The sequence below is a fragment of the Streptomyces sp. NPDC047515 genome (assembly GCF_040643055.1).
In the GTDB taxonomy this organism is placed as follows: domain Bacteria; phylum Actinomycetota; class Actinomycetes; order Streptomycetales; family Streptomycetaceae; genus Streptomyces.
On sequence record NZ_JBEYTM010000081.1, the window covers coordinates 1 to 22,776 of the forward strand.

The following is a 22,776-nucleotide window of genomic DNA, read 5'->3' on the forward strand; positions in this document are numbered from 1 at the left end:
AACGCGGGAGGGGGTCCCCCCTGGCCCTCAAGGCCTTGGGGGAGTGCGTGCCAGGGCGTGGCCGCCCGATCAGAGGCCGCCCGACAGGCTCTGAGCCGAGGTCCCGCCGGATGCCCCGGCGCGGTGTTCCCGTCGCGCCGGTACGGCTCTGAGCTGCGTCGACGTTTCCCCGCCCGGAGCGCGCGCTGGCGGGCGGGACCGGCCGGACTCCGGCAGGCTGGTGAGATGGGTGTGTGGCAACTCCTCGCCGTCGGCCTGGTCATGTTCCTGGGCCTGGTCGGCGTGCTGGTGCCGGGGGTGCCGGGGCAGGCGATCGTCTGGGCCGCCGTGCTGTGGTGGGCGCTGACCGATGTGACTCCGGTGGCCTGGGGCGTACTGATCGGCGCCACCGCCCTGTTGCTGCTGAACCAGGCGCTGAGGCCGTTGCTGCCGCCGCGGCGCCCGCATGAGTCCGGGGCGCCGCGCAAGACGCTGATGCTCGGCGGGTTCGGCGCGATCGTGGGTTTCTTCGTGGTGCCGGTGGTGGGCGGGATCGCCGGATACGTCGGTGTGATCTACGGGGCGGAGCGGCTGCGGCTCGGCAGCCGCGGGGCGGGATGGGCGTCGGTCCGCTCGGTGATGCGGACGACCGGCTGGTCCGTGCTCGTCGAGCTCTTCGCATGCCTGCTGGTGACGGGGGCGTGGCTGGGCGCGGTGATCTGGGGCTGACCCTCTCCGCCCCTCATGGGCATCCAGGTGGATGCCATCCAGATAGAGGGAAACACATCGGATCTCTCCCGCTCTATTGACGCCTGGATGCCTCGTGCCTACTTTCCCTGAAGGAATAGCTCGGATGAATTGATGCGCCTGCGTACGAGTCGCCAGGAGACGTCTTGCCCACAGCACCGGACCCTTCCCACCCGTCCCGGAACGAAGCCCCCGCCCCCTCCCGAAGAAGTGTTCTCGCCACCGGCACCGCGATCGGCGGCGCGCTCGTGGTGGGCGGCGCGGCGGCCGTCCCCGCCCAGGCCGCCCCGACCGGCGCCACCCCGGCCCCTGTCACCGTGCACTCCCCCGACGACGCCTGGCGCACGGTCCTGGACGACGCCGGCCTGCTCTGGCAGAAGCTGCCGAAGACCTGGTACGAGGGCCCGTACCTGGGCAACGGCCGTCTCGGCTCCGGCATCTACGCCGAGCCCGGCGCCACCACCACGGCTATCCGGTTCAACGTCCAGCACTCCGAGGTCCAGGACCACCGCCCCGAGTTCGGCTCCCTCTTCGGCCTCGCCCGCCTCCCGATCGGCCACTTCACGCTGGAACCGGCCGGCACCATCACGGGCGTCGAGTGGTGGATGCGGCTGCGCACCGCCGAACTCGAAGGCACGATCACCACGACCGCGGGCACCCTGAAGCTCCGGGCCTTCGTCCACTCCACCAGCGATCTGCTCGCCGTGGAGGTGTCCCCGAGCGCGGGCGAGCGGGACTTCCGCTGGGTGTTCCACCCGGCCGACGCGATCAGCCCGCGTGCCGCTTTCAAGCCCCTCCCCGACGGTTACACCGGCAACCCGCCCGCGTCGACCGAGCAGCACGGCGCGATCACCGCGGCCGTCCAGCCGCTGCTCGCAGGCGGTCAGCACGTCACCGCGTGGCGGGAGCGCACCCGGGGCACGAGCCGTACCCTCTACATCACGGTCACGCACTCCCACCCGAGGACAACGGCCCGTGACCGGGCGCTGCGTACCGTCAAGACCGCCTCCGCGCTCCCCTACGATCAGCTGACCGCGCCCCATCGCACCTGGTGGGACCGGTTCTACCGGAAGAGCTTCCTGTCCCTGCCCGATGCGCGGCTGCAACGCTTCTACTGGATCCAGCTGTACAAAACGGCGTCGGCGGCCCGCAAGGACGCGCCCGTGATGGCCACCTCCGGCCCCTGGCTGGAGCCCACGCCCTGGCCGAACACCTGGTGGAACCTCAACGTCCAGCTGGAGTACTGGCTGATCCACGGCTCCAACCACCTGGAGCTGGACGCCGTCACCCGCGCCCTGAGCGAATTCCGCGACCAGCTCTCCCGCGAGGTCGCCGCCCCCTACCGGGCGGACTCGGCCGGCATGCCCCGCACCACCGATCCCCAGCTGGTCAATGGCGCGTCGGTCACCGACGGCGGCTACGGTGTCGGCATCCCCGGCCAGGACCCGCCCACCCCCGAGGTCGGCAATCTGACCTGGGCGCTGCACAACGTATGGCTCTCCTACCGCCACACCATGGACGAGTCGATCCTGCGCGACACCCTCTTCCCTCTGCTGCGCAAGGCCGTCAACTACTACCTGCACTTCCTGACGCCCGGCGCGGACGGGAAGCTGCATCTCCCGGCGACGTTCTCCCCCGAGTACGGCGTGAACGCGCCCGACTGCAACTACGACCTGATGCTGCTGCGCTGGGGCTGTCGCACCCTGCTGGGCTCGGCGCGGCAGCTCGGCGTCCACGACCCGCTGATGGCCCGCTGGCAGGAGGTCCTGGCCAGGCTCGCGCCGTACCCGGTCGACGCGAACGGCTTCATGATCGGCGCCGGAGTGCCGTTCGCGCAGTCGCACCGTCACTACTCGCACATGCTCGCGGTCTACCCGCTGTACGAGCTGACGGGCGCGACGCCCGACGAGCGCGCCCTGATCGAGAGGTCCCTCGCCCACTGGGTGGGCTTCGAAGGCGCCCTGCAGGGCTACACCTTCACCGGGGCCGCGTCGATGTCCGCACTGCTCGGCAAGGGCGAGGACGCGCTGAAGTATCTCGGTCAGCTGATGAGCCGCTTCATCCAGGCGAACACCATGTACAAGGAGTCCGGCCCGGTCATCGAGACCCCGCTCTCGGCGGCCCAGTCGCTGCACGACATGGTCTGCCAGTCATGGGGCGGCACGATCAGGGTCTTCCCGGCCCTGCCGGCCGCCTGGCGGGACATGACCGTCCATGACTTCCGTACCCAGGGCGCGTTCCTGCTGAGCGCGGTACGCGAAGAGGGCCGGACCCGCTGGGTACGGGTGACCAGCGAGGCGGGCGCGCCGTGCGTCGTACGCCATGGCATCGAGGGTGCCGTCGAGATCCGCGACGGGCACGGACACCCGCTGGAGCACGAGGGGTTGGCCGACGGTACGGTACGCATCCGTCTGCGCAAGGGCGACTCGGCGCTGATCACCGCCAAGGGCGACCGACCGGACGTGACCATCCGCCCGGTCACGGCGAACGATCCCGCACCGCGCTGGGGCCTGCCGGCCTGAGCCCCGGCCCGGGAGCCCGGCCCCTGCCCCTGCCCCTGCCCCTGCCCCTGCCCCTGCCCCTGCCCCGGGCAAAGTCCCGTCCCCGCCGTGTGTCATGCCCTTCGGGCGCGCGGCGGGGCTTCGCGGGCAGAGCTCAGAGGCTCAGGTGGCGTACGGCGTACGAGCGCCAGGGCCGCCACCGCTCCGACTCCGGCCTCCCGTCCGGATCCACGTCGGGGTCACCGAGCGCCCGCATCCTGATGAGCGCCGCGTCGGCCGGGCCGATCCCCAGCCGCAGCAGCGCCCGCTCGGCCTCCTCGCGGTCCGCGCCGGCGTCGAGCCGTACCTCCCCGTCGGCGAGCGCGGCCGCCAGTGCCCGCAGCACCGGCTCGTCCACCGCGTCGGCCAGCGCCCCCGGCTCGGGGAACACATGCGTGAGCCCGCCGCAGGGGAGGTCGAGGACCTTCCCGTACACCTCGACCAGCCGCTCCGCCCCGGCCCTGCCCACCAGCGTCCGTACGGCGAACTCCTCGGGGTCCGCGGCTCCCGGCGAGCGCAGCCCGGGGCGGGCGGCGACGCCCGGTGCGAGTGCCGGATCGGCGGCGAGCCGCTCGTCGACGGCGTAGGGGTCGGCGTCCAGGTCGAAGAGCCGCCGCAGCCGCTGCACGGCCGTCGTCAGATCGCGCAGGTCCGTGAGGTGGATCCGGGCGTCCAGCCAGGATCCGGCGGACCGCTCGTCCACGGCCACGATGCCGGTGCCGTACGGCAGCCGGAGAGTGCGCCGGTAGGTGCGGGCCCCGGGCTCCCCGCTGACCTCCTCGATCCGGGCGAGCGCCTCACCGGCCAGGAGATCGAAGGCCTCGCGAGCGGCGTACGGCCCCCGGTGGGCGAGCCGCAGCGGGATCCCGGTGGTACGCGCCTCCCGTACCCCGGCCCCCAGCCCCGTCCCGGCCTCGGTCCGCAGTGCGCTCGGCGTACGTGCGTAGATCTGCTGGATCGTGTCGTTGAACTGGCGCACACTGGCGAAGCCGGACGCGAAGGCGATCTCGGTCACGGGCAGCCCGGTCGTCTGGAGCAGCACCCGCGCGGTGTGGGCCCGCTGGGCGCGGGCGAGCGCGACGGGTCCGGCGCCCAGCTCCGCGTTGAGCTGCCGCTGCACCTGGCGTGAGCTGTAACCGAGCCGGTGGGCGAGACCGGGCACACCCTCCCGGTCGACCACGCCGTCGCCGATCATCCGCATGGCGCGGCCGACGACATCGGCCCGGACGTTCCAGTCGGCCGAGCCGGGCACGGCGTCCGGTCGGCAGCGCCTGCACGCCCGGAAGCCGTTGCCCTGGGCGGCGGCCGCGGTCGGGTAGAAGCGGACGTTCTTCCGCTTGGGGGTGACGGCGGGGCAGCTCGGCCGACAGTAGATGCCGGTCGTTTCGACGGCGAAGAAGAACTCCCCGTCGAAGCGGGCGTCGCGGCTGCTCACCGCCTCGTACCTGGTCAGTTCGTCCATCACACCGTCCAGTGTGCGGCACCTCCGGGTGGTGCACTGGCGGCTTTCGGACATCGACCGGCCGACTGCCCCTACCGGATCCGGCCCCGCTTCGCATCCATGGCCGCCCGGCCCTCGGCCCCCTTGCGCTTCCATTCACGCAGCATTTCGGACCGCACCCGGGCATCGGTCTTGGCGACGATGCGCTGGTTCTCGCGGAGCAGCTTGCGGAAGCTGTCGAGGCGCCGCTCGGGCAGCGAACCGTCCTCGATCGCGGCGAGCACCGCGCAGCCGGGCTCCGACCGGTGGCCGCAGTCATGGAACCGGCACCGCTCGGCCAACTCCTCGATCTCGGAGAAGACCTGGCCGACGCCGGTCTCCGCGTCCCAGAGGCCGACCCCGCGCAGACCGGGAGTGTCGATCAGCACACCTCCGGACGGCAGCACCAGCAGATTGCGGGTCGTGGTGGTGTGCCGGCCCTTGCCGTCGACATCACGGGCGGCCTGCACCTCCATCACGTCGCGGCCGAGCAGGGTGTTGGCGAGGGTCGACTTGCCCGCGCCGGACGCCCCGAGCAGCACACTCGTACCGCCCGAGACGATGGCGGCGAACACGTCGATCCCCTCCCCCGTCGCGGAGCTGACGGGCAGCACCTGCACCCCGGGGGCGATGGCCTCGATGTCCTGGACGAGGTACGACAGCGTGGCGGTGTCCGGCACCAGATCGGCCTTGGTCAGCACGACGATCGGCTGGGCGGCGCCGTCGGTGGCGGGCGTCCCGTCCCGCAGCAGCGCGTCGCCTCCGGCACTGGACATGGCGAGAGCGAGGAAGCGCTCCACCCGCCCCAGGTCCAGTTCCACGGCGAGCGAGACGCAGATGGCGATGTGGTCGACGTTGGTGGCGAGCACCTGCCCCTCGGAGCGCTGCGACGAGGTCGAGCGGACGAAGGCCGTACGCCGCGGCAGCAGCGTCCGTACGAACTGCGGATCACCGTCGGGATCGACGGCGACCCAGTCGCCCGTGCACACGATCCGCATCGGATCGCGCGGAACCACGAACGCGGTGTCGGCCCGGAGCGTGCCGTGCGGGGTGACGACATCGCACTGACCGCGGTCCACCCGGACCACGCGTCCGGGCAGCAGCCCCTGTTCGGCGTACGGAGCGAATGCGACGGCCCAGTCGTCGTCCCAGCCGTACGGGGACAGCGGATGCGACGCGGAGAGGCCCTGAAGAGAGGAGGAGAAGGACGGAGAGGACCAGGAGGTCGGGAAAGACAAGGGAAACCCTTCAAAGGGTGGCCCCGGCAACGCGCCTTCAGGCGCGAAAAGTTGAGCGTAGGTCAGCCGACGGCCACAGGGGTGGGAACGATGCTCTTCCGGTTGTGGGCAGCGCCCATCGCAACGACAGTCATCAATGTCCTCACCTCCTGGTTCAAGCGCGGGTCGACACCGGCCGACGGCTCCTGTCCGCCGTCCGGAACGCGTCACACCATAGCCTCCGGCCCTCGGATGACGTCAACACATTTGATGCACGGCGCCCTCGGGCTCCGAAAGGAAGAGTGCCTCGACCGTATTTCTCCGAGATATCCCCAGATCTCCCTCGATCAGGTGATACATATGCACAATGACCGGTCGCAGGCCGTTAGGGTGCCGAACATGACCTCACCCCAGACCGCCACCGGCACGTCCGCACAGGCCCAGTTGGGCACGATCACACTGATCGGATGGAGCGGCGGACACCCCGAGGGCGGCCCCGATGTCGCCTTCCTTCTCGCCTACTCACTGGGCGACGGGACGGACGGCCCGGCCGCCGGTGAGGCGGCCATGCGCGTGGCCCTGGACCGCAGCGGTCTGCCGGTCGGTACCGGTCCGGTGTACGCGGCCGAGACCCCTGGTCTTCCGGTGAAGCTGCTCGTCCAGGCCGGTCAGGCAGTCCTGACGCTCCCTCACTTCACCGCTCAGTACCCCGCGCCGCCCGAGTGGCTGGCCGCGGCCGAGGAACGGGGCGAGGTGAACGCGATGTTCGCCACCCGTCCGTGGCCACAGGGCACGCCGGGCCGGCCGGTCAGTGAGGAACTGCTGCGGTCGTTCGCGGCCGACGAAGAGGTCATCATGACCTCCGCGCACTGCGTCCTTCCAGTACGCAGCCTGGGCTGAGCCACCGCCGCGCATGACGATGCCCACCGCCCCCCGTGGAGCGGTGGGCATCGTCATGCGCGGGCCCCGGGCGCCGTGCCCCGGTCCTCACTCGACCGTGCCGTGCACCGGAGTGCGGTGATCACGGGGGCCGGCCACCCGCGATCACCCGCACTCGACCGGATGTCAGTCGTTGCCGATTCCATTGCCCGAGAGCACCGGAATGTCGCTGACGAGGTGCGACAGCGCCTCGTCGCCCTTGGCCTGGGTGGAGTTGTCGGCGCACTGCTGGTTCTGTGGCGAGTACAGGACGTTGATGTCCTGGACCGCGACCGGCACGAGCAGACCGACGAGCGAACCGGCGTTGGCCTTGAGCGGAACACCGACGCAGGCCTTGTTCAGCGTGCCCTGGACGAGCTGGACCTGCGGGCTGCCGTCGCCCCGGGTCACACTGTTGCCGAACGAGTCCACCGCGCCGTTGCCGTTGACCGACGTAGTGCCCTCGTCATTGCCGACCGCCATGGCCGCGGGGGCCGCGGCGGCGGACAGACCGACCAGTGACACGGCCACTGCTGCGCAGGCCGTCATCTTCTTCACACGCTTCACCTTTCGGAGCGTCCCGTTGTGGAACGCACTGATCAACCCGCCGTCGAAGCGTGGGTGCCGCAGCACCACCCAAATCGGTACGGTCCTGCGTGAGTTCGACGCCCCTTTCTCACCCGTCGACGGCTTCGTCGGAGGTACGGGCGGCGGGAACACGGCTCCCCGCGCAAGGGAGGTCCGACCGTGCGGACGGGCCCTGTTCCGGGCCGCCGTGGGCCGCCTGCCATTCGGCGAGCAGCCGGTCGTAGATGGGTGTGACGTCCTGTGCGTGCCATTGCCGGCCGCGGGGCCGCTGGCTGTCGTACTGGTCCATGGATGGCCCCTACCCGGTGCGACGGGTGACGCCCGCCATCACTACGGCAACCGGCCCAGTACGCCCGCCCCTTCGAGGGGCCGACGGCACCCCGGACGCACGACATGGGGCCGACGCATCCGGGCCGCCGAAGAACGGCTGCCTCGGGGATGTGCCGACCCCACGGGTGTATCACGCACTGCGGACAAGCGGGCTCGAAGCCGCGCGTCGCGCCGCCCTCGGCAGATCCGAGCAATCAGCGCCGGGCGCCGGAGACTTACGGTCCTAGTTGTTGCCGGTGCCGTTGCCGGACAGGACCGGAACGCCGCTCAGGATGTGCGACAGGGCCTCGTCACCCTTGGCCTGGGTGGAGTTCTCCGTGCACTGCTGGTTCTGCGGCGAGGCCAGGACGTTGATGTCCTGGACCGAGACCGGAACGGCGCCGATGACCGAACCGACGCCGGCCTTGGCCGGCAGGGCGATGCAGGGCTTGTTGAGCGAGCCCTGGATGAGCGCGAACTGCGGGCTCCAGTCACCGTGGGTGGCGGAGTTGCCGTACGACTGGACGGAGTCGTTGCCGCTGACCGAGGTCATACCACCGTCGTTGCCGACGGCCATGGCCTGCGGCGCGATCGCGGCGGAGACACCGACGATCGAAGCAGCGACGGCTGCCGAGGCCATAATCTTCTTGATCACGAAAAGCCCTTCTGATTCTTCTGTTGCTCGCCTGCCCGGAGCGCACTGAACAACTCACGGCGACAGCAATGGTTGTGCCGATTCACTCGAACGATGCTTGTGCCGGCAGATGGTTCGCCGAATGCCCGGTGCAGGGAAAATACAAATTCCTCGAATGAGCCGGGAACCGCTGTGGCGCGACGACTCAGCCGCCGAGCGGCAGGCCGCCCATCAACGGAGCCGCGCCCTTGGCCACACCCGTGGCCTGGCCGGCCAGCTTGGTGACGTTGCCGTTCTTCTGCACCGCGTCGGCGGCGCCGCCGACCGGGTCGACAGCCTGCGGCGCGCTCTCCACCACCTGGTTGACGCCGCCGTTGAGGCTGAAATCGGGCGCCGTGGCGGTGGTAACGGCGAAGGCGGGAGCAGCCGTTCCGAGAGCAACCACGGAACCGGCAACGAACACAGCGGACTTCGCGTACTTCACTTTCAGGTTCCCTTCTGCAGCGGCATCCATTTCGGTCGCGTACCCACGCCGCACCAGCCTTCTTTGGCTGTGACTTCTGCCGCTTTCCCCTTGGGTAACGATGCGGTTGCGCCCCGGCAACTGGACCGGTCGCGTTTTCTCGGTGACCACTCGAAGGATCACCGGAAACGGGGAAGGCCCCGGATCGCATCCGATGCGTTCCAGGGCCTTCCGGTCGAGCGTTCGGCGTGGCCGACCAGAGATCAGGCGTTGCCGCTGGTGTTGCCGAACGCGGGGTTGAGCAGGCCGACGACGCTGATCGCGTTGCCGGAGACGTTCACCGGAATGTGGACCGGGGCCTGGACGTTGTTTCCGGACAGAACGCCCGGGGAGGAGGCGGCGCCCCCGTCGGCACCGGAGTCGGCGAACGCGGGCGCGGCGGCACCCATCGCCATCAGGGTTCCGGCGGCGATGGCGGCGACCTTGGTGTACTTCACTTTGATCCCTTTCTTTTGACGGAGTCCGCAGCGGCCACGTCTTTCGTGCCGCACGAGCGCGGTCCTCATCACTCGTAACTCCGCCGCTGCAATTCGTAACGATTTAAGACCGTAGGCGAAACTCTTCGAGAAGAAATTTCTCGAAAAAACCGCCCGAATGACGCAGTATCGATCGCCCGTCATCACGGACGAGATCACCGGAGAATCCGATGTGTCGATAACGGAAACGACAACAGCAGGCCCGGGTCGCGCGGAGGAGGAACGCCGACGGGCCGGGCCTGTCACTGCGGCTGGATCAGCTGTTGCCAGTACCGTTGCCGGAGAGCACCGGGATGCCGCTCAGGATGTGCGAGAGCGGCTCGTCACCCTTGGCCTGGGTGGAGTTCTCGGTGCACTGCTGGTTCTGCGGCGCAGCCAGCACGTTGACATCCTGGGCCGCGACCGGGACCACGCCGCCGAGCGAACCGGCGTTGACCTTGGCCGGCAGGCCGACGCAGGGCTTGTTCAGGCTGCCCTGGACCAGGCCGAACTGCGGGCTGCTGTCACCGTGCGTCTCGGCGTTGCCGAAGGACTGCAAGGCTCCGCTGCCGTTGACCGAGGTCGTGTCGCCGTCGTCGCCGATCGCCATGGCCTGCGTCGCGCCCAGACCGAGGATGGAGGCGGCCACAGCACCCGTAGCCAGAACCCTCTTGATCACGATTAACCCTTCTCGTACTGGATGCCCCGTACCGGAGCCCCCTGCCCAACTCGTGACCGGACGTTTGGTTCTCTCCCTTCACTCGAATGCCGAGATCGCGCGGACAACAGTGCGAATGGTCTTCATGGCTGCCGCACGAGCAGGTGCGCTCCGATGGATTCGGGCAAGCACCAACGGCTCTCCCGACATGTCGAGCTGGACACCCGAAATACGACACCCCGCGTCGGAGTGGACACACATTCGTAATCCGTCCGAGTGATCACAAGACTTCCACGAATTACGCGTTTCTTCGACACCTTCGCCTCGTTATGGGTGGCACCGGGCGTATGGCTTGGGAGCCCTCCGGGGTGCCGTCCCCTGCAGAAGCCCCACCGCCCTGTGAATGAACCGCGAGCGATGCGCTCGCGCGAAGTGTCCTAAGAAAGGGCAGTCAATGCGAAAAGCCTTGAGTAAGAGCGTGCTGGTGATGGCCGCGGCGTCAGGCATCCTGACCACGGCCGGCGGATACGCGTTCGCGGACGCCTCCGCCGATGGCGCCGCCGTCGGTTCGCCAGGCGTCGGCTCGGGCAACGCCGTGCAGGTGCCGGTGCACGTTCCGGTCAATCTGTGCGGCAACACGGTGAATGTGATCGGGCTGCTCAACCCCGCGTTCGGCAACGAGTGCGTGAACGAGTCCGGCCGAGGGAACGGCGGCCAGGGCCAGGGTGCGAGCGCCGAAGGCGTCGCGACCCAGTCCCCCGGCGTGCTGTCCGGCAACGTCGCCCAGGTTCCCGTGGACGTACCGGTCAATGCGTGCGGCAACTCCGTCGATGTCGTCGGGCTGCTGAACCCTGCCTTCGGCAACAAGTGCGGGAACGCGAGCGGGCCGGGCACCGAGCCGCCGGTGGTCGTGCCTCCCGTGGAGCCCCCGGTGGTCACGCCTCCGGTCACTCCCCCCGTGGTCACGCCTCCGGTCACTCCCCCTGTGGTCACGCCTCCGGTCACTCCCCCCGTGGTCACGCCTCCGGTCACTCCCCCGGTCACTCCCCCCGTGGTGACGCCTCCGGCTACTCCGGTCACCGATGAAGTGCGGACCGGCCATGCGCCCACGGTCACCTCCGGAGGCGCGGTCACCACCGCGCAGCTGGCGCACACGGGCGCCGACACCAACCTGGCCCTGGCCGGCGGGGCGAGCGCCGCGATGGTGCTCGGTGGAGCCCTGCTGCTCCGCCGTACCCGCGCCCGCGCCACGCAGAACTGAACCACGCGGCCGTTGGGGTCTTTCGACCGGGGCACACGAGCCCGGCATGATCCGAACAAGAGGCCCTGGGTAACGGGCGAATAGAGACAGGTGCGTGGGTACAGCCGGGGCTGTACCCACGCACCCTTGCGCGTTCCTCGGGTCGCGTCAGGCCCGGGAGAGCCCCGCGCGGTCCAGGCAGGCAACGATCGTGGCGGTCTCGGCCGCGTCCAGCCGGCGCATCGGCGGGCTCATCACCTGCGTGGTGATGATTCCGCACAGCATGAGAGCCGTCTTGAACGCGCCGAGGCCCGCAGCGGTGGCGGAGGCCGTGCCGGGACGGGCCGCGCGGACGATGCCGAAGAGCGCGACGAGGCGGTCCTGCTCCGCACATCGGCTCGGCAAAGCTTTGCCGGCCGACGGCCGGGGAGGACGACAACTGGCCGAACCTGTGCCCGGTGCTCTCCACCAAGACGATCGACTGGGACCTGATCGCCCAGCAGTACGACCAGATCGCGAAGTACACCACCGCCCTGCGCCTGGGCACCGCGGAAGCCGAGCAGATCCTGCGCCGGTTCACCCGCGGCGGCCCCAAGCACCCGACGTACCGGGCGATCGAGGAGCTGGGCCGGGCGGTGCGTACCTCGTTCGTCTGCGACTACCTCGCCGACGTCGAGATGCGCCAGGAGATCCACGAGGGGTTGCAGGTGGTGGAGGCTGGAACTCCGCGAACAAGGACCTCTTTTATGGCAAGGACGGCGACCTGGCCGGTTCGGACAAGGAGTCCCAGGAGGTCAGCATGCTCGCGCTGCACCTGCTCCAGTCCGCGCTGGTGCACGTCAACACGCTGCTGATGCAGGAGGTCCTGGCCGATCCGAAGGGGACGGACAAGCTCACCGACGCGGACCGCAGGGCGCTGTCGCCGCTGTTCTGGACTCATGTGAATCCGTACGGCCGGTTCGAGCTGGACATGAACAGCCGCCTCGGTCTGGACCTGTCCATCCGGGCGACGGTGCTCGGCCCACGCCCCCCGCAGGGCGAGGCAGCCGCAGCCCCGGCGTGTAAGCCGGACTCCGGGCCTGGCCGGAGCCGTGGTGAAAGCGACGTTGCCGGGGACGCTTCAGCGTCCCGGGCAGCATGCGTGAGCGGCAGCGACGGGGCTATCAGGAGGCCCGCAGGTCCCAGCCCCCGGTGCGGACCGGACGACGACAGCTGAGAGGCCCCGTGAACAGACTCAGGAGCGCGGCGCCGTGTGGTCGCGTGCGTCCATGGAGAAGGTGATCCGCTCGGCATTCGTCGAGCATGAGCCACCAGCTGCGAGCCCGCCCACAGGGCGAGCGTCAGGGCTACCTCCCGCGCATCCTCCAGCTCGTGGCCGGCCCGGAGGTAGAGCAGGTACGGAGTGCTAAATCCCGTTTAAGGGCGGACGCTGCGGACGCTAAGGTCGTGAACGTGTTGAGCCCACTGGCGAGTAGGGACTTGGTCGTCGTCGGCGCCGGCATTGTCGGCGCATCGGTGGCGTATCACGCCGCCCGGGCGGGCGCCACCGTGACGTTGGTCGACGCCGGGCTGCCAGGAGCCGGCGTGACGGCGGACTCGTTCGCCTGGGTCGGAGCGTCTGGCCTGCGTAAAGGTCCGGCCGCCGGGCTGCGGGCCACCGCAACGGCGGAGTACCACCGACTCGGGGCCGAGTTGCCGGGACTCCCGGTGACCTGGTCCGGCTCGCTGAGCTGGACCAGGGAGGACAGTGCGCCGGACGCCGGGCCCGGGCAGACGATCGTGGACGCGGCCACCGTGGCGACGCTCGAGCCCACCCTTCGGCAGCCTCCGGAGTGGGCTGTCTGGGCGCCGGGGGACGGCGCTGTTGACTCGGTGGGCGTGACCGAGCGGCTGGTCGCGGGCGCTCGTACCCATGGAGCTCGGGTACATCTAGACACGCCGGTTACCGCGGTCCGCCGGGATACAGCGGGCCGGATTGCCGGGGTTGAGACAGCAGCAGGACCCCTCTCCGGTGCGACGGTGGTGCTGGCGGCCGGAGTTGCCACGGCCGCGCTGGGCGCGCCGCTCGGCGTGCGCGTCCCGGTCGAACCGTCGCCGTGCCCGCTGTTCCGGCTCCGCGCCCCGGCCGGTCTGGTCCGCACCGTGGTCAACACTGAGGACTTCGATCTTCGGCAGGTCGCCGCGGACCGGCTGATTGCCGCCGCGGATTCGCCCGAACGGACCCTGGCCGCCGTCCGGTCCACTTTCCATGGCGCCGGGAGCGTCGAGTTCCTCAGCACCCGACTCGGAGTGCGCCCAATGCCGGCCGACGGTGAGCCGATCGTTGGCCCGGTCGCCGAGGTCCCCGGCCTCTACTTGGCAGTGATGCACTCGGCGGTCACGCTCGCCGCGGCCGTGGGCCGCCTGGTCGCGCGGGAGTTGGTCGACGGAACCGTTGAGTCGGCTCTGTCAGGTTGCCGCCCGGGTCGCTTCTAACGATCCCGATGTGGTGGGCGACTCTCACAAACGGCCCTTTGCCCGAGCAAGATCAAAGAGAGCGGCACGGGGTCGCGAAGTGCCGATTCGGTTCACAGAACTTGTTCTCACTCAAAGGCGGGTTCGGGGTACTTCTGAGAATCGTTTGTGACAGCGTCGGGGGGGGGCATGACGGTCCCTCAAGAGGCTTCCCCGAGCGACGCCGACGACGTCGAGCGCCACCCCTGCCCGCGCTGCACCGCCGAACCGGGATCGCCGTGCCGATCGCGCTCCGGCGCGGTCGCCGGCACCTACCACACCGGCCGCTACACCAAGGTGCCCCGCCTCGCCAAGCTCCTGCGCGTGCCGACCCCCCCGCCGACCGCAGGCCCGGCCAGCCGTGGCGGTCCGGCACCCCGGTCCCGCTCGCCCTCGCGCCGGACACCACGACCGCCGACATTCGCATCGGGTACGCACGCTGCTCGACACTCACCCAGGAACTCCAGTCGCAACTGGACGCCCTCGCCAAGCACGGCATCGACTGCGACAAGGTGTTCTCCGAGAAGATCAGCACCCGCGTACGCGTCCGCCCCCAGTTCGAGGCCGCGCTCGCACTCGCCCGCCAGATCAAGGCCCACGCCCCGCACTGCCGCGTCATCTTCACCGTGTACGAGATGAAGCGCCTCGGCCGCGACGCCGCCGAACTCACCGCGCTCGCCGACCACCTCACCGCCCACGGCCTGGTCCTGGAGATGCTCGCCGGACCGCTGCCCGGGATGTACGACCCCAGCGGACCCGGCCGACTGTTGTTCGCGTTCTTCGCGGCGATGGCGCAGACCGAGCGCGAGAACATCCGCGAGTCGACCCTCGAAGGACTCGACGCGGCGGCCCGCAAGGGCAAGCACGGCGGCCGCCCGCCCGTCATCACCGACGACATGCTGCACACCGTGCTCCGCCGCCGAGCGAACGGCGAGTCGGTCGAGCAGATCCAGCCCGACCTGATCATCCCCACCGGCACGCGCAAGCCACAAAACATCAGACGTCAGATGTCTGATGCCTTGATAGCGTGGGAACGTAGCTTGACAATCGAGAGGGGTCAAGAGGTGGGGGGTTCACATATGTCCGGTACGAGACCCGGCCGGCAGCTGCTTCGGCAGGAAGTCGTGGAGGGCATCAAGCGCTACATCCTCGAGAAGCGGCTCCGCCCCGGAGATCCACTACCCACCGAGCCGGCCCTGTGCGAGGCCCTCGGCGCCAGCCGCTCCAGCGTCCGCGAGGCGGTCAAGATCCTCAACGCGCTGGACATCGTGGAGGTGCGGCACGGGCACGGCACCTATGTGGGCAGGCTGAGTCTGTCCGCACTGGTGGAGAGCCTGACCTTCCGCGGCCTGCTCTCCCCCGACGACGACTTCCAGGTGATGGCCGACCTCGTCGACGTACGCGAGCTCTTCGAGCGCGGGATGGCCGACCGGATCGTCTCGCTGCTCAGCCCGGAGCAGCTCGACGCCCTGGACGGACTGGTCGCCACCATGCGCGAGACCGGCGCCCAGGACGGGCACGGTTTCGTGGAGGCGGACCGGGCCTTCCATGCCCTACTCGTCGCCCCGCTGGGCAATGACCTCATCGGCCAGCTCTCGATGGCGTTCTGGGACGTGTACACGATCGTCGCGCCCCACCTCGACGGATTCACGCACGCCGACGAGATGGCGACGATCGCCGCACATCAGAACATCGTGGACGCCGCGCGGGCCGGGGACATCGGCGGCTTCCTCAAGGCATTGGGCGAGCACTACGCCCCGGTCAGGCGCCGGATCTCGGAAGCCCGCGCCCGCGACAACGCCTTCGGCTGAACCGCCTGCCACCCCTCCCGGAGCGGTGCAGCCCCCCCGGGCCTCACCGGGGTGGATCCGGGCGGGGTGGGGCCCTTGACGGCCACCGCGAGGGCTGCCCAGGGTCCGTGCGCCGATAGGACATCTGACGTCTTCTGTCTCTATCGGCCTCCGGCAAGGGCATCCAGCTGCGCCGGGGTCCGTACAGGGGCCGGCTGATCCAGCAGTACGCCGGCCGCATCAACGGTGCCGACTACGCGGCCGGCGCCTACAGCGACGACCACGGCGAGACCTGGAAGATGGGTAATCCGGTCGGTCCCGGCTGTGACGTGAACAAGACCGTCGAGCTGTCCGACGTCAGAGTCATGCTCAACAACCGTTCGAAGCCGTACCGGACCATCGCGTCCTCCACCGACGGCGGGGTCAACTACACGCCGTTCACCCAGGACACTCAGCTCACCGACCCGGCGGACAACGCCTCGGTGATGCGCCACAACGCCGATGCCGCGCCGTCCGACCCGCAGTCGTCGTGGCTGCTGTTCGGCAACACGGAGGATGCTTCGGCACGGCGCAACCTCACGGTGAGGATGTCCTGCGACAACGGGCGGACCTGGCCACCGGACGGCCGGGCTGCAGGCGTCGGGCGGCAGGACGGTGACCGTGACCCCGTAGCGGGAGCCCGCCTGCGGGAGGTGCCGCGCGTCCTCGTTCCGCCCTCGTGCGGGTGCGACGATGGAGGCGTTCGGCACCTCCCGGAGCATCGGAGCAGGAGAACAGGTGGTCATGCGGTGGCAGTGACAGGCTTACGCATCGGGGTGGTCGGCGGCAGCATCGCCGGCTGCGCCCTGGTGATCGCGGGGGCGCGGGCCGGGGCGGACGTCACCGTCCACGAGCGCAGCGACGGTGCGTTGCAGGACCGGGGGTTCGGTATCGTCATCCCGCCGTCGCTGCATCAGGAACTGGTCGCGAGCGGCTATCTGGGCGCGGAGATGCCGACCACACCGGTCGCCACCCGGGTCTGGCTGGCGCGGGCGCCGGGGGGACGGTCGACGCGTGAGCTGGCACGGCAGGCGTCCCCGGTGACGCCGTGCAACTGGGGTCTGCTGTGGCGGGCCTTGCGTGCGAACACCGGACAGGGCCGGTACCACCGCGGGTCGCCCGTCGTCTCCGTCGGCCGGACCTCCTCCGGTCGTGCCCTGATCCGTACCGCGGGCGGGGAGCAGGAGTACGACATCGTCGTCGGGGCCGACGGGCACCGGTCGGTCACCCGCGGGCTGATCGCACCGAAGGTACGGCCGGCTCCTGCCGGATATCTGGTGTGGCGGGGCACGATTCCACTGAGCTCGCTCAGCGATCATCCGAAGCTGCTGGAACTCCTGCGGACGTCCTGGATCACGCTGGGATTTCCGGGCGGGCACGGCGTCTTCTATCTGATTCCGGGGGCCGTTGCGGGCTCGCTGCTGCTGGCCTACGCGATCTACGGCTTTCCCCCGGTGGCGGCGGAGCAGGAAGCGCCGGTCTGTGCCGCATACGTGCGGAGCATCGCCGAGGAGCACTTCCCGGCGGAGTGGGTCGATGTCGTCGCCCGGACGGAACACACCTCCCAGGCACTGCATCCGGTCGCCGACTTCGTCGTGCCGCGGGCCGCGGAGCCCCCGTTCCTGCTGGCGGGTGACGCGGCGAGTGTCACCCGGCCGCACACCGCCAGCGGTGCGGTCAAGGCACTCCAGGACGCGCTGTGTCTGGAGCGGGCGCTGCGCGAATCCTCTTCGTTGCCGGGGCGTTGCAACGGTACTCGGACGAGCGCACCGCCGAGGGGGCCCGCCTGGTCGAGTTGGGTCGCAGGCTGGGGCGTGAACTGGTCGAGCACACGCCCGACTGGCCGGCGATGGGGCCCGCCGATGTGGACGCGTGGAGCCGCGCCGCGTTGAACGGCGCCAGAAGCTACCTGTACGGCAGTGTCCGGCGCCGGTGACGGATCCCGCCACCGGGCGGGTCGGCCCGGCGGGTCCGGCCGAGGGGCCGGTTCGGCGAATCCACCCGGGCGGAGAGCTGTTCGGGACGGTGGCGCAGTCGATGGCCGAGGCCCACCCCGGTCAGCGCCTCTTCGGCGCGGGAACGGTGTGCCCGGGGACGTTCGCCGCTGATGTACGCGGCGGCCAGGAGCTGTTCGACGGCTCCCGGGCCGGAGAGCAGATTGCCGCTCTGAAACATGTAGCCGATGCGTTCCCTGCGCACCTTGGCGCGCTGGGCGTCGGAGAGCACCGCGAGGTCCTCACCGTCCAGCAGAACCTGCCCGGCGGTGGGCCGCAGCAGGGCGCCCGCGACGGCGAGCAGCGTGGACTTGCCGGAGCCCGACGGCCCGACGAGGGCGGTCATCCGGCCCGGTTCGAAGGTGACATCGAGTCCGTCGAAGACGGTGGTACGGGCATCGGCACGGCCGAACGCGACGGTGACGCCGCTCAGTTCGAGGCTCATCGGTTGGCTCGTGGCATGGTCAACGGGTCGGCTCCGGCGACCCGCCGCAGGGTCAGGACGGTGCCCGCAAGGCCGACGGCCGCGTCGGTGCACATGGTGACGTGGACTCAGGCCGCCGTCGTCCCCCGGCCCCCGGACTTCCACCGACCCCGTGCGCCCGGCGACCGGCCTCCGGTCGTCCGTCACCGGCCCGCCACCGGTTCCAGACGGGAGCGGATGCCATCGAAGTGGGTGCGCATGGCGCGCACCGCGCGTTCTCCGTCGGCCGCCGCGACCGCCGCGACGATCTCGCGGTGCTGGGCACAGGTGGCAGCGGGGTCCTGATGGCCGTCGTCGAGGTCTTCGCGGACCCGGTCCATGGCCGCCCAGAAGGCGTCCAGCACCTCACTGAGCAGGTGATTGTCGAGCGAGGCGTAGAGCGCGAGATGGAAGGCGCGGTCGGTGTCGCGCGCCACCCGGCCGCCGTCGCGGGCCTCCTCCTCCATCCGCGCGACCAGGCCACGCAGGACTTCGAGGCCCTCGTCCGGGATACCGGCCGAGACGGACCCGACCAGGCCCGCCTCCAAGGCCTCCCGCACCTTCATCAGCTCGTAGAGGCCCGGTTCGCCCTGCCGGTGACGCACGGCGGCACGGAAGGCGAGTCCCTCGGCGAAGGGTGACAGGGAGAGCGAGCCGACGAAGGTGCCGGAGCCCCGGCGGATCTCCACGACGTTGACGGCCTGGAGTGCCTTGAGGGCTTCGCGCACCGACACCCGGCCGACGCCGAAGAGCTCCATCAGCTCCGCCTCGGTGGGCAGGGCGTCACCGGGGGCGAGCCTGCGCTCCAGGATCAGCTCCTTGAGCCGGCGCTCCATGTCCTGAGCCATGGTGGGGCGGACCACAACGTCCTCCTGAGGTGCGATTGCCCCTTGACCGGTCACAGGAGCATCTGTTTAAGGTGAGGCCAGACATAGGACATCTTACGTCTCATGTCTTGATCCGTGTAGCCGCTCCGGGCCACGGACCGGCGTTCCGACCGAGCTGGAGAGCCCTCACATGTCCCTGACCGCACCGCTGCACGGCGTCGTCCCGCCGGTCTGCACCCCGCTCGACTCCCAGGGGGAGGTCGACACCGCGTCCCTCGCGCGGCTCGTCGAGCACCTCGTCGCCGGTGGTGTGCACGGGCTGTTCGCGCTCGGCTCCACCAGCGAGGTCGCCTACCTCACCGACGAGCAGCGCGCCACGGCGCTGGAGACCGTGGTCAACGTGGCCGACGGCAGGGTTCCGGTGCTCGCCGGTGTCATCGACACCACCACCGCGCGCGTCATCGAACACGCCAGGTCCGCCGCGGAGCTGGGCGCGGACGCCCTGGTCGCGACCGCGCCGTTCTACACCCGCACCCATGGCAAGGAGATCGCCCAGCACTTCCGGCGGCTGCGCGCGGCGGTCGATCTGCCGCTGTTCGCGTACGACATTCCGGTCGCCGTACACAGCAAGCTCTCCGCCGCACTCGTGCGCGAGCTCGCCGAGGACGGCACGCTGGCCGGCCTGAAGGACAGCAGCGGTGACGAGGGCGGACTGCGCCGGCTGCTCGTCGAACTGGGCGGACGGGACGGCCGCAAGGAAGGCCCGGCGCCGCGATTCAGCGTGCTCACCGGCTCCGAACTCACCGTGGACGCCGCCCTGCTGGCCGGCGTCGACGGTGTCGTACCGGGCATCGGCAACGTCGATCCGGCCGGCTATGTGCGGCTGTACGACGCCGCGCGGGCCGGGAACTGGGCACTGGCCGCGAAGGAACAGGAGCGGCTCGTCGAGCTGTTCGGCATGGTCGACGTCGGGCCGGAGGCGGACATGGGCCGCAGCTCCTCGGCGCTCGGCTCCTTCAAGGCGGCGCTCCACCTGCTCGGCATCATCGAGTGCGGCGACACCGCCTTCCCGCAGATCCGGCTCAGCGCCGAGTCGGTCGGCCTGGTCGCCCAGCGCCTGCGCGCCGCCGGTCTGCCGCCGGTCCGATGAGTTCCGCCACCTCCTCCGGCGGCACCGACGCCCGTGTGATCGGCCTCGACCTGGGCGGCACGAAGATCGCCGCCGCGCTCTTCGCCGCGGACGGTGCGGTGCTGGCCCGGCACACCCGGCCCACCCCGGCCCTGGAGGGCTCTGCCGCCGTGCTGGACGCACTCGCCGGGGCGGCCGCCGCCGTCGACCCGGAGCGGCGGGCAACGGCGCTCGGGATCGCGGCGGCCGGGGTCGTCGATCCCCGTACCGGTGTGGTCACCAGCGCCACCGATTCCATCCGCGGCTGGGCGGGCACCGCACTGGGCGCCGACCTCGCGGACCGTACCGGGGCTCCCGGTGGCCTGCGACAACGACGTACGCGCCACGGCCGGACCGGAACTCGCGGCACTGCGGGCGCACCGGACGGGCCACGGGCCGTCGTCGGGCGCGGCCGGACCGGACGGGCCGGACCACCTGGAGCCCGGCACGGACGGACCGGACCACACGGGGTCCCTGGCGCCCGCAGCAGGCCGCAGGTCTCGCGGACCGGACGGACCGGACGGCGTGGCACCGGGCGCGCACGGTCCGGGCCGGGGGTCGCTGCTCTTCGTGGCGGTCGGTACGGGAGTGGGCGGTGCGATCGCCGTCGACGGGCGGATGCTGCACGGTGCCGCCGGGCTCGCCGGGCACCTCGGCCATCTGCCCAGCCCCGAGGCGGCCGGGCTGCCCTGCACCTGCGGCGCCACCGGGCATCTGGAGGTCATCGCCTCCGGGCCCGGCATCGTCGCCCACTACGAGCGACTGGCCGGTTCTCCGGTGGACCGGCTCGAAACCGTCGCCGCCCGTGCCGCGCGGGGAGACGCCGCCGCCGTCCGCGCCATCACCGTCGGCGCGGCCGCCACCGGCCGTGTGCTCGGCGGACTCGCCAACGCGCTGGGCCCCGACCGGGTCGTCGTCGGCGGCGGTGTGCCGCGGATCGGCCCGCTGTACGGGGACACCCTGGCCGCCGCCTTCGCCGCGGAGCTGATGCCGCCGTTGCGCGGGCTCGTGCCCGAGGCGCCGCTGTTCGGCGCCGACGCGGCCGTGCTCGGCGCCGCCGCCCTGACCACCACTCTTCCCCTCCACCACCCAGGAGCCACTCGATGACAGCACAGGAACTGGCCACTTCCCTCCAGGGCAGGCTGATCGTGTCCTGTCAGGCGCCCCCCGGCGACCCGATGCGGGAGACCGGCACCCTCGTCCGACTCGCCCGGTCGGCCGTCGCGGGCGGCGGTGCGGCGATCCGCGCCAACGAACCGGCCGTCGTCGCCGCGATCGTCGAGGCCGTCGATCTGCCGGTCATCGGTCTGTGGAAGGACGGTGACGTGGGCGTCTGCATCACCCCGACCGTCCGGCACGCCCTGGCGATCGTCGAGGCGGGTGCCGCCGTCGTCGCCGCGGACGCCACCGACCGGCCGCGCCCCGACGGCTCCTCCTTCGCCGAGCTGGTCGCGGCGGTCCACGGGGCCGGCGCCCTGGTCATGGCCGACGTCTCCACGCTCGCCGAGGGCATCGCGGCAGCCGGGCAGGGCGCGGACTTCGTCTCCACCACGCTCTCCGGCTACGTCCCCGGCACACCGGAACAGACCGGCCCCGACCTCGAACTGGTCGCCGCGCTGTCCGCCGCGATCGATGTCCCCGTCGTCACCGAAGGCCGTGTCAACACGCCCGAGGACGCCGCCGCAGCCCTGGCACGCGGCGCCCACAGCATCGTCGTCGGTACAGGATGCGGCGCGCGCCGCCGGAGGCCGAGGAGTGGACGGAGACCGTGGCGGAGAAGGGGACCAAGCCCAATCCGTTCCGGCCGCTGTTCGTGACCCGTCTCCGGGCCACCGTCAACACGGTTCTGATCGTCCTCGCCACCGTCTCGCTCTTTCTGGTCTTCACCCCGGGCGGTGCCGGAATGGTTCCGGTGCTCTCGGTGGTCGCCGGACTCGCGCTCGCCGCGTTCGCCGTACAGCTCGGCGGGAAGCGGGGCTGGGTGCTGTATCTGTCGATGATCGTGACGCTGTTCTTCGCGTTCCTGTACTCGTGGCCGATCCAGGCGCTGCTGCCCACGTATCTGAAGACCGAACTCGGCTACTCCGCCGGCCAGGTCACCGACGTCCTGTACTTCGCGGGCTTCGGCACCATGGTCGGCTGCTGGACCGCGGGCTTCCTCGGCGACCGGATCGGGGCGAGGAAGGCGTACGCGCTGACGCTGCCGGCCTCGCTGGCCTTCGTCTATCCGGTCTTCGCCGTGCACAACGATCTGCTGCTGCTCGGCATCCTGCTCTTCCTGCTCCAGGCGACCAGTTTCAGCATCTCCGGACTGCTTCCCCGGTACATCGGCGGGCATTTCCCGACCGAGAGCCGGGGCGCGGCGCTCGGCTTCACGTACAACGTCGGCGCGCTGGGCGGCGCCGTGGCCCCGGTCCTGGGCGCGCATCTGGCGTCCGGGATGGATCTGGGACAGGCGCTGGCCGTGCTCACGTTCGCCGGCCCGGTGATCGTGGTGCTGCTCGTCGGGTTCGATGTGCCGGCCCGGCTCAACCGGCTGACCGACCCGGAGGCGGAGAGGGACCACCTCGCGGTGCCGCCGGAGGCGAAGCGGGGCGCGAGCGCCCGGACCGACGTCGGCTGAGAGCCTGTCGGGCGGCCTTCGATCGGACAGCGGACGCGGTCTGGTGCGTGCGATTCCAAGGCGCCGGGATGTCCTCGGACGGGGTCTCCCC

19 protein-coding genes and 7 pseudogenes are annotated in these 22,776 nt (G+C 70.7%); 15 read left to right on the top strand and 11 right to left on the bottom strand.

Annotated features, from left to right (window positions below; translation table 11 throughout):
• The first annotated feature begins 225 nt into the window (after positions 1-225).
• Entirely contained in the window at positions 226-708 is a 483-nt protein-coding gene (locus ABZ826_RS35645; RefSeq protein ID WP_361458129.1) for a DUF456 domain-containing protein, read from the top strand.
• A 164-nt stretch (positions 709-872) separates the two neighbouring features.
• Positions 873-3,248, top strand: a complete 2,376-nt coding sequence (locus ABZ826_RS35650) for a glycoside hydrolase family 95-like protein (protein WP_361458132.1) — start codon at positions 873-875, stop codon at positions 3,246-3,248.
• Positions 3,249-3,381: 133 nt separating this feature from the next.
• Here ABZ826_RS35650 and ABZ826_RS35655 read toward each other — a convergent pair whose 3' ends face one another.
• A complete protein-coding gene (locus tag ABZ826_RS35655) occupies positions 3,382-4,728 on the bottom strand; it encodes an AlkA N-terminal domain-containing protein (protein ID WP_361458171.1) in 1,347 nt (448 codons plus the stop codon).
• Between the two features lie 71 nt (positions 4,729-4,799).
• A complete protein-coding gene (gene rsgA / locus ABZ826_RS35660) occupies positions 4,800-5,984 on the bottom strand; it encodes a ribosome small subunit-dependent GTPase A (RefSeq protein ID WP_361458135.1) in 1,185 nt (394 codons plus the stop codon).
• 378 nt (positions 5,985-6,362) lie between these two features.
• Between rsgA and ABZ826_RS35665 the strand changes: the two genes are divergently transcribed.
• Positions 6,363-6,863 (top strand): DUF5949 family protein, encoded by a 501-nt coding sequence (locus tag ABZ826_RS35665; RefSeq protein ID WP_361458138.1) that lies wholly within the window; start codon positions 6,363-6,365, stop codon positions 6,861-6,863.
• 165 nt (positions 6,864-7,028) lie between these two features.
• Here ABZ826_RS35665 and ABZ826_RS35670 read toward each other — a convergent pair whose 3' ends face one another.
• From ABZ826_RS35670 to ABZ826_RS35695, 6 genes are all read right to left on the bottom strand, one after another.
• A complete protein-coding gene (locus ABZ826_RS35670; RefSeq protein ID WP_361458141.1) occupies positions 7,029-7,439 on the bottom strand; it encodes a rodlin in 411 nt (136 codons plus the stop codon).
• Positions 7,440-7,557: 118 nt separating this feature from the next.
• A complete protein-coding gene (locus tag ABZ826_RS35675; RefSeq protein WP_361458144.1) occupies positions 7,558-7,758 on the bottom strand; it encodes a hypothetical protein in 201 nt (66 codons plus the stop codon).
• 264 nt (positions 7,759-8,022) lie between these two features.
• Positions 8,023-8,433, bottom strand: coding sequence for a rodlin (locus ABZ826_RS35680; RefSeq protein WP_361458147.1), 411 nt, complete (start codon positions 8,431-8,433; stop codon positions 8,023-8,025).
• A gap of 184 nt (positions 8,434-8,617) precedes the next feature.
• Positions 8,618-8,896, bottom strand: coding sequence for a hypothetical protein (locus ABZ826_RS35685; protein ID WP_361458174.1), 279 nt, complete (start codon positions 8,894-8,896; stop codon positions 8,618-8,620).
• A gap of 242 nt (positions 8,897-9,138) precedes the next feature.
• Positions 9,139-9,372, bottom strand: a complete 234-nt coding sequence (locus ABZ826_RS35690) for a chaplin (protein ID WP_361458150.1) — start codon at positions 9,370-9,372, stop codon at positions 9,139-9,141.
• Between the two features lie 295 nt (positions 9,373-9,667).
• Entirely contained in the window at positions 9,668-10,069 is a 402-nt protein-coding gene (locus ABZ826_RS35695; protein WP_361458153.1) for a rodlin, read from the bottom strand.
• A gap of 433 nt (positions 10,070-10,502) precedes the next feature.
• On the opposite strand from ABZ826_RS35695, the gene ABZ826_RS35700 reads away from it, so the two are divergent.
• Positions 10,503-11,309, top strand: coding sequence for a chaplin (locus ABZ826_RS35700; RefSeq protein WP_361458156.1), 807 nt, complete (start codon positions 10,503-10,505; stop codon positions 11,307-11,309).
• Between the two features lie 147 nt (positions 11,310-11,456).
• Here ABZ826_RS35700 and ABZ826_RS35705 read toward each other — a convergent pair.
• Positions 11,457-11,678, bottom strand: a pseudogene (locus ABZ826_RS35705) (dihydrodipicolinate synthase family protein); the annotation flags it as partial.
• A gap of 59 nt (positions 11,679-11,737) precedes the next feature.
• Here ABZ826_RS35705 and ABZ826_RS35710 point away from each other — a divergent pair.
• The 6 genes and pseudogenes from ABZ826_RS35710 to ABZ826_RS35735 all read left to right on the top strand — a co-directional run bounded on the left by ABZ826_RS35710 (position 11,738) and on the right by ABZ826_RS35735 (position 17,502).
• Positions 11,738-12,504, top strand: a pseudogene (locus tag ABZ826_RS35710) (Tn3 family transposase).
• A gap of 86 nt (positions 12,505-12,590) precedes the next feature.
• A complete protein-coding gene (locus ABZ826_RS35715) occupies positions 12,591-13,763 on the top strand; it encodes an FAD-binding oxidoreductase (RefSeq protein ID WP_361458159.1) in 1,173 nt (390 codons plus the stop codon).
• Between the two features lie 8 nt (positions 13,764-13,771).
• A pseudogene (locus ABZ826_RS35720) lies at positions 13,772-14,584 on the top strand (recombinase family protein); the annotation flags it as partial.
• 276 nt (positions 14,585-14,860) lie between these two features.
• Positions 14,861-15,592 carry a FadR/GntR family transcriptional regulator gene (locus ABZ826_RS35725; RefSeq protein ID WP_361458177.1) on the top strand — a complete coding sequence of 244 codons (732 nt, stop codon included), beginning with the start codon at positions 14,861-14,863 and terminating at the stop codon, positions 15,590-15,592.
• 143 nt (positions 15,593-15,735) lie between these two features.
• A pseudogene (locus ABZ826_RS35730) lies at positions 15,736-16,188 on the top strand (sialidase family protein); the annotation flags it as partial.
• Positions 16,189-16,263: 75 nt separating this feature from the next.
• Entirely contained in the window at positions 16,264-17,502 is a 1,239-nt protein-coding gene (locus tag ABZ826_RS35735; protein ID WP_361458180.1) for an FAD-dependent monooxygenase, read from the top strand.
• 115 nt (positions 17,503-17,617) lie between these two features.
• Here ABZ826_RS35735 and ABZ826_RS35740 read toward each other — a convergent pair.
• Positions 17,618-18,049: pseudogene (locus ABZ826_RS35740) on the bottom strand (ATP-binding cassette domain-containing protein); the annotation flags it as partial.
• 182 nt (positions 18,050-18,231) lie between these two features.
• Positions 18,232-18,930, bottom strand: coding sequence for a FadR/GntR family transcriptional regulator (locus tag ABZ826_RS35745; protein WP_361458162.1), 699 nt, complete (start codon positions 18,928-18,930; stop codon positions 18,232-18,234).
• A gap of 154 nt (positions 18,931-19,084) precedes the next feature.
• Here ABZ826_RS35745 and ABZ826_RS35750 point away from each other — a divergent pair, with 154 nt between their 5' ends.
• The 5 genes and pseudogenes from ABZ826_RS35750 to ABZ826_RS35770 all read left to right on the top strand — a co-directional run.
• A complete protein-coding gene (locus tag ABZ826_RS35750; protein WP_361458165.1) occupies positions 19,085-20,044 on the top strand; it encodes a dihydrodipicolinate synthase family protein in 960 nt (319 codons plus the stop codon).
• Positions 20,041-20,319 (top strand): annotated as a pseudogene (locus ABZ826_RS35755) (ROK family protein); the annotation flags it as partial. The gene ABZ826_RS35750 and the pseudogene ABZ826_RS35755, both read left to right, overlap by 4 nt.
• A 61-nt stretch (positions 20,320-20,380) precedes the next feature.
• Entirely contained in the window at positions 20,381-21,169 is a 789-nt protein-coding gene (locus tag ABZ826_RS35760; RefSeq protein ID WP_361458168.1) for an ROK family protein, read from the top strand.
• Positions 21,166-21,879, top strand: coding sequence for a putative N-acetylmannosamine-6-phosphate 2-epimerase (locus tag ABZ826_RS35765; protein WP_361458183.1), 714 nt, complete (start codon positions 21,166-21,168; stop codon positions 21,877-21,879). Before ABZ826_RS35760 ends, ABZ826_RS35765 begins: the two co-directional genes overlap by 4 nt.
• A pseudogene (locus ABZ826_RS35770) lies at positions 21,789-22,685 on the top strand (MFS transporter); the annotation flags it as partial. The gene ABZ826_RS35765 and the pseudogene ABZ826_RS35770, both read left to right, overlap by 91 nt.
• Positions 22,686-22,776: the final 91 nt, after the last annotated feature.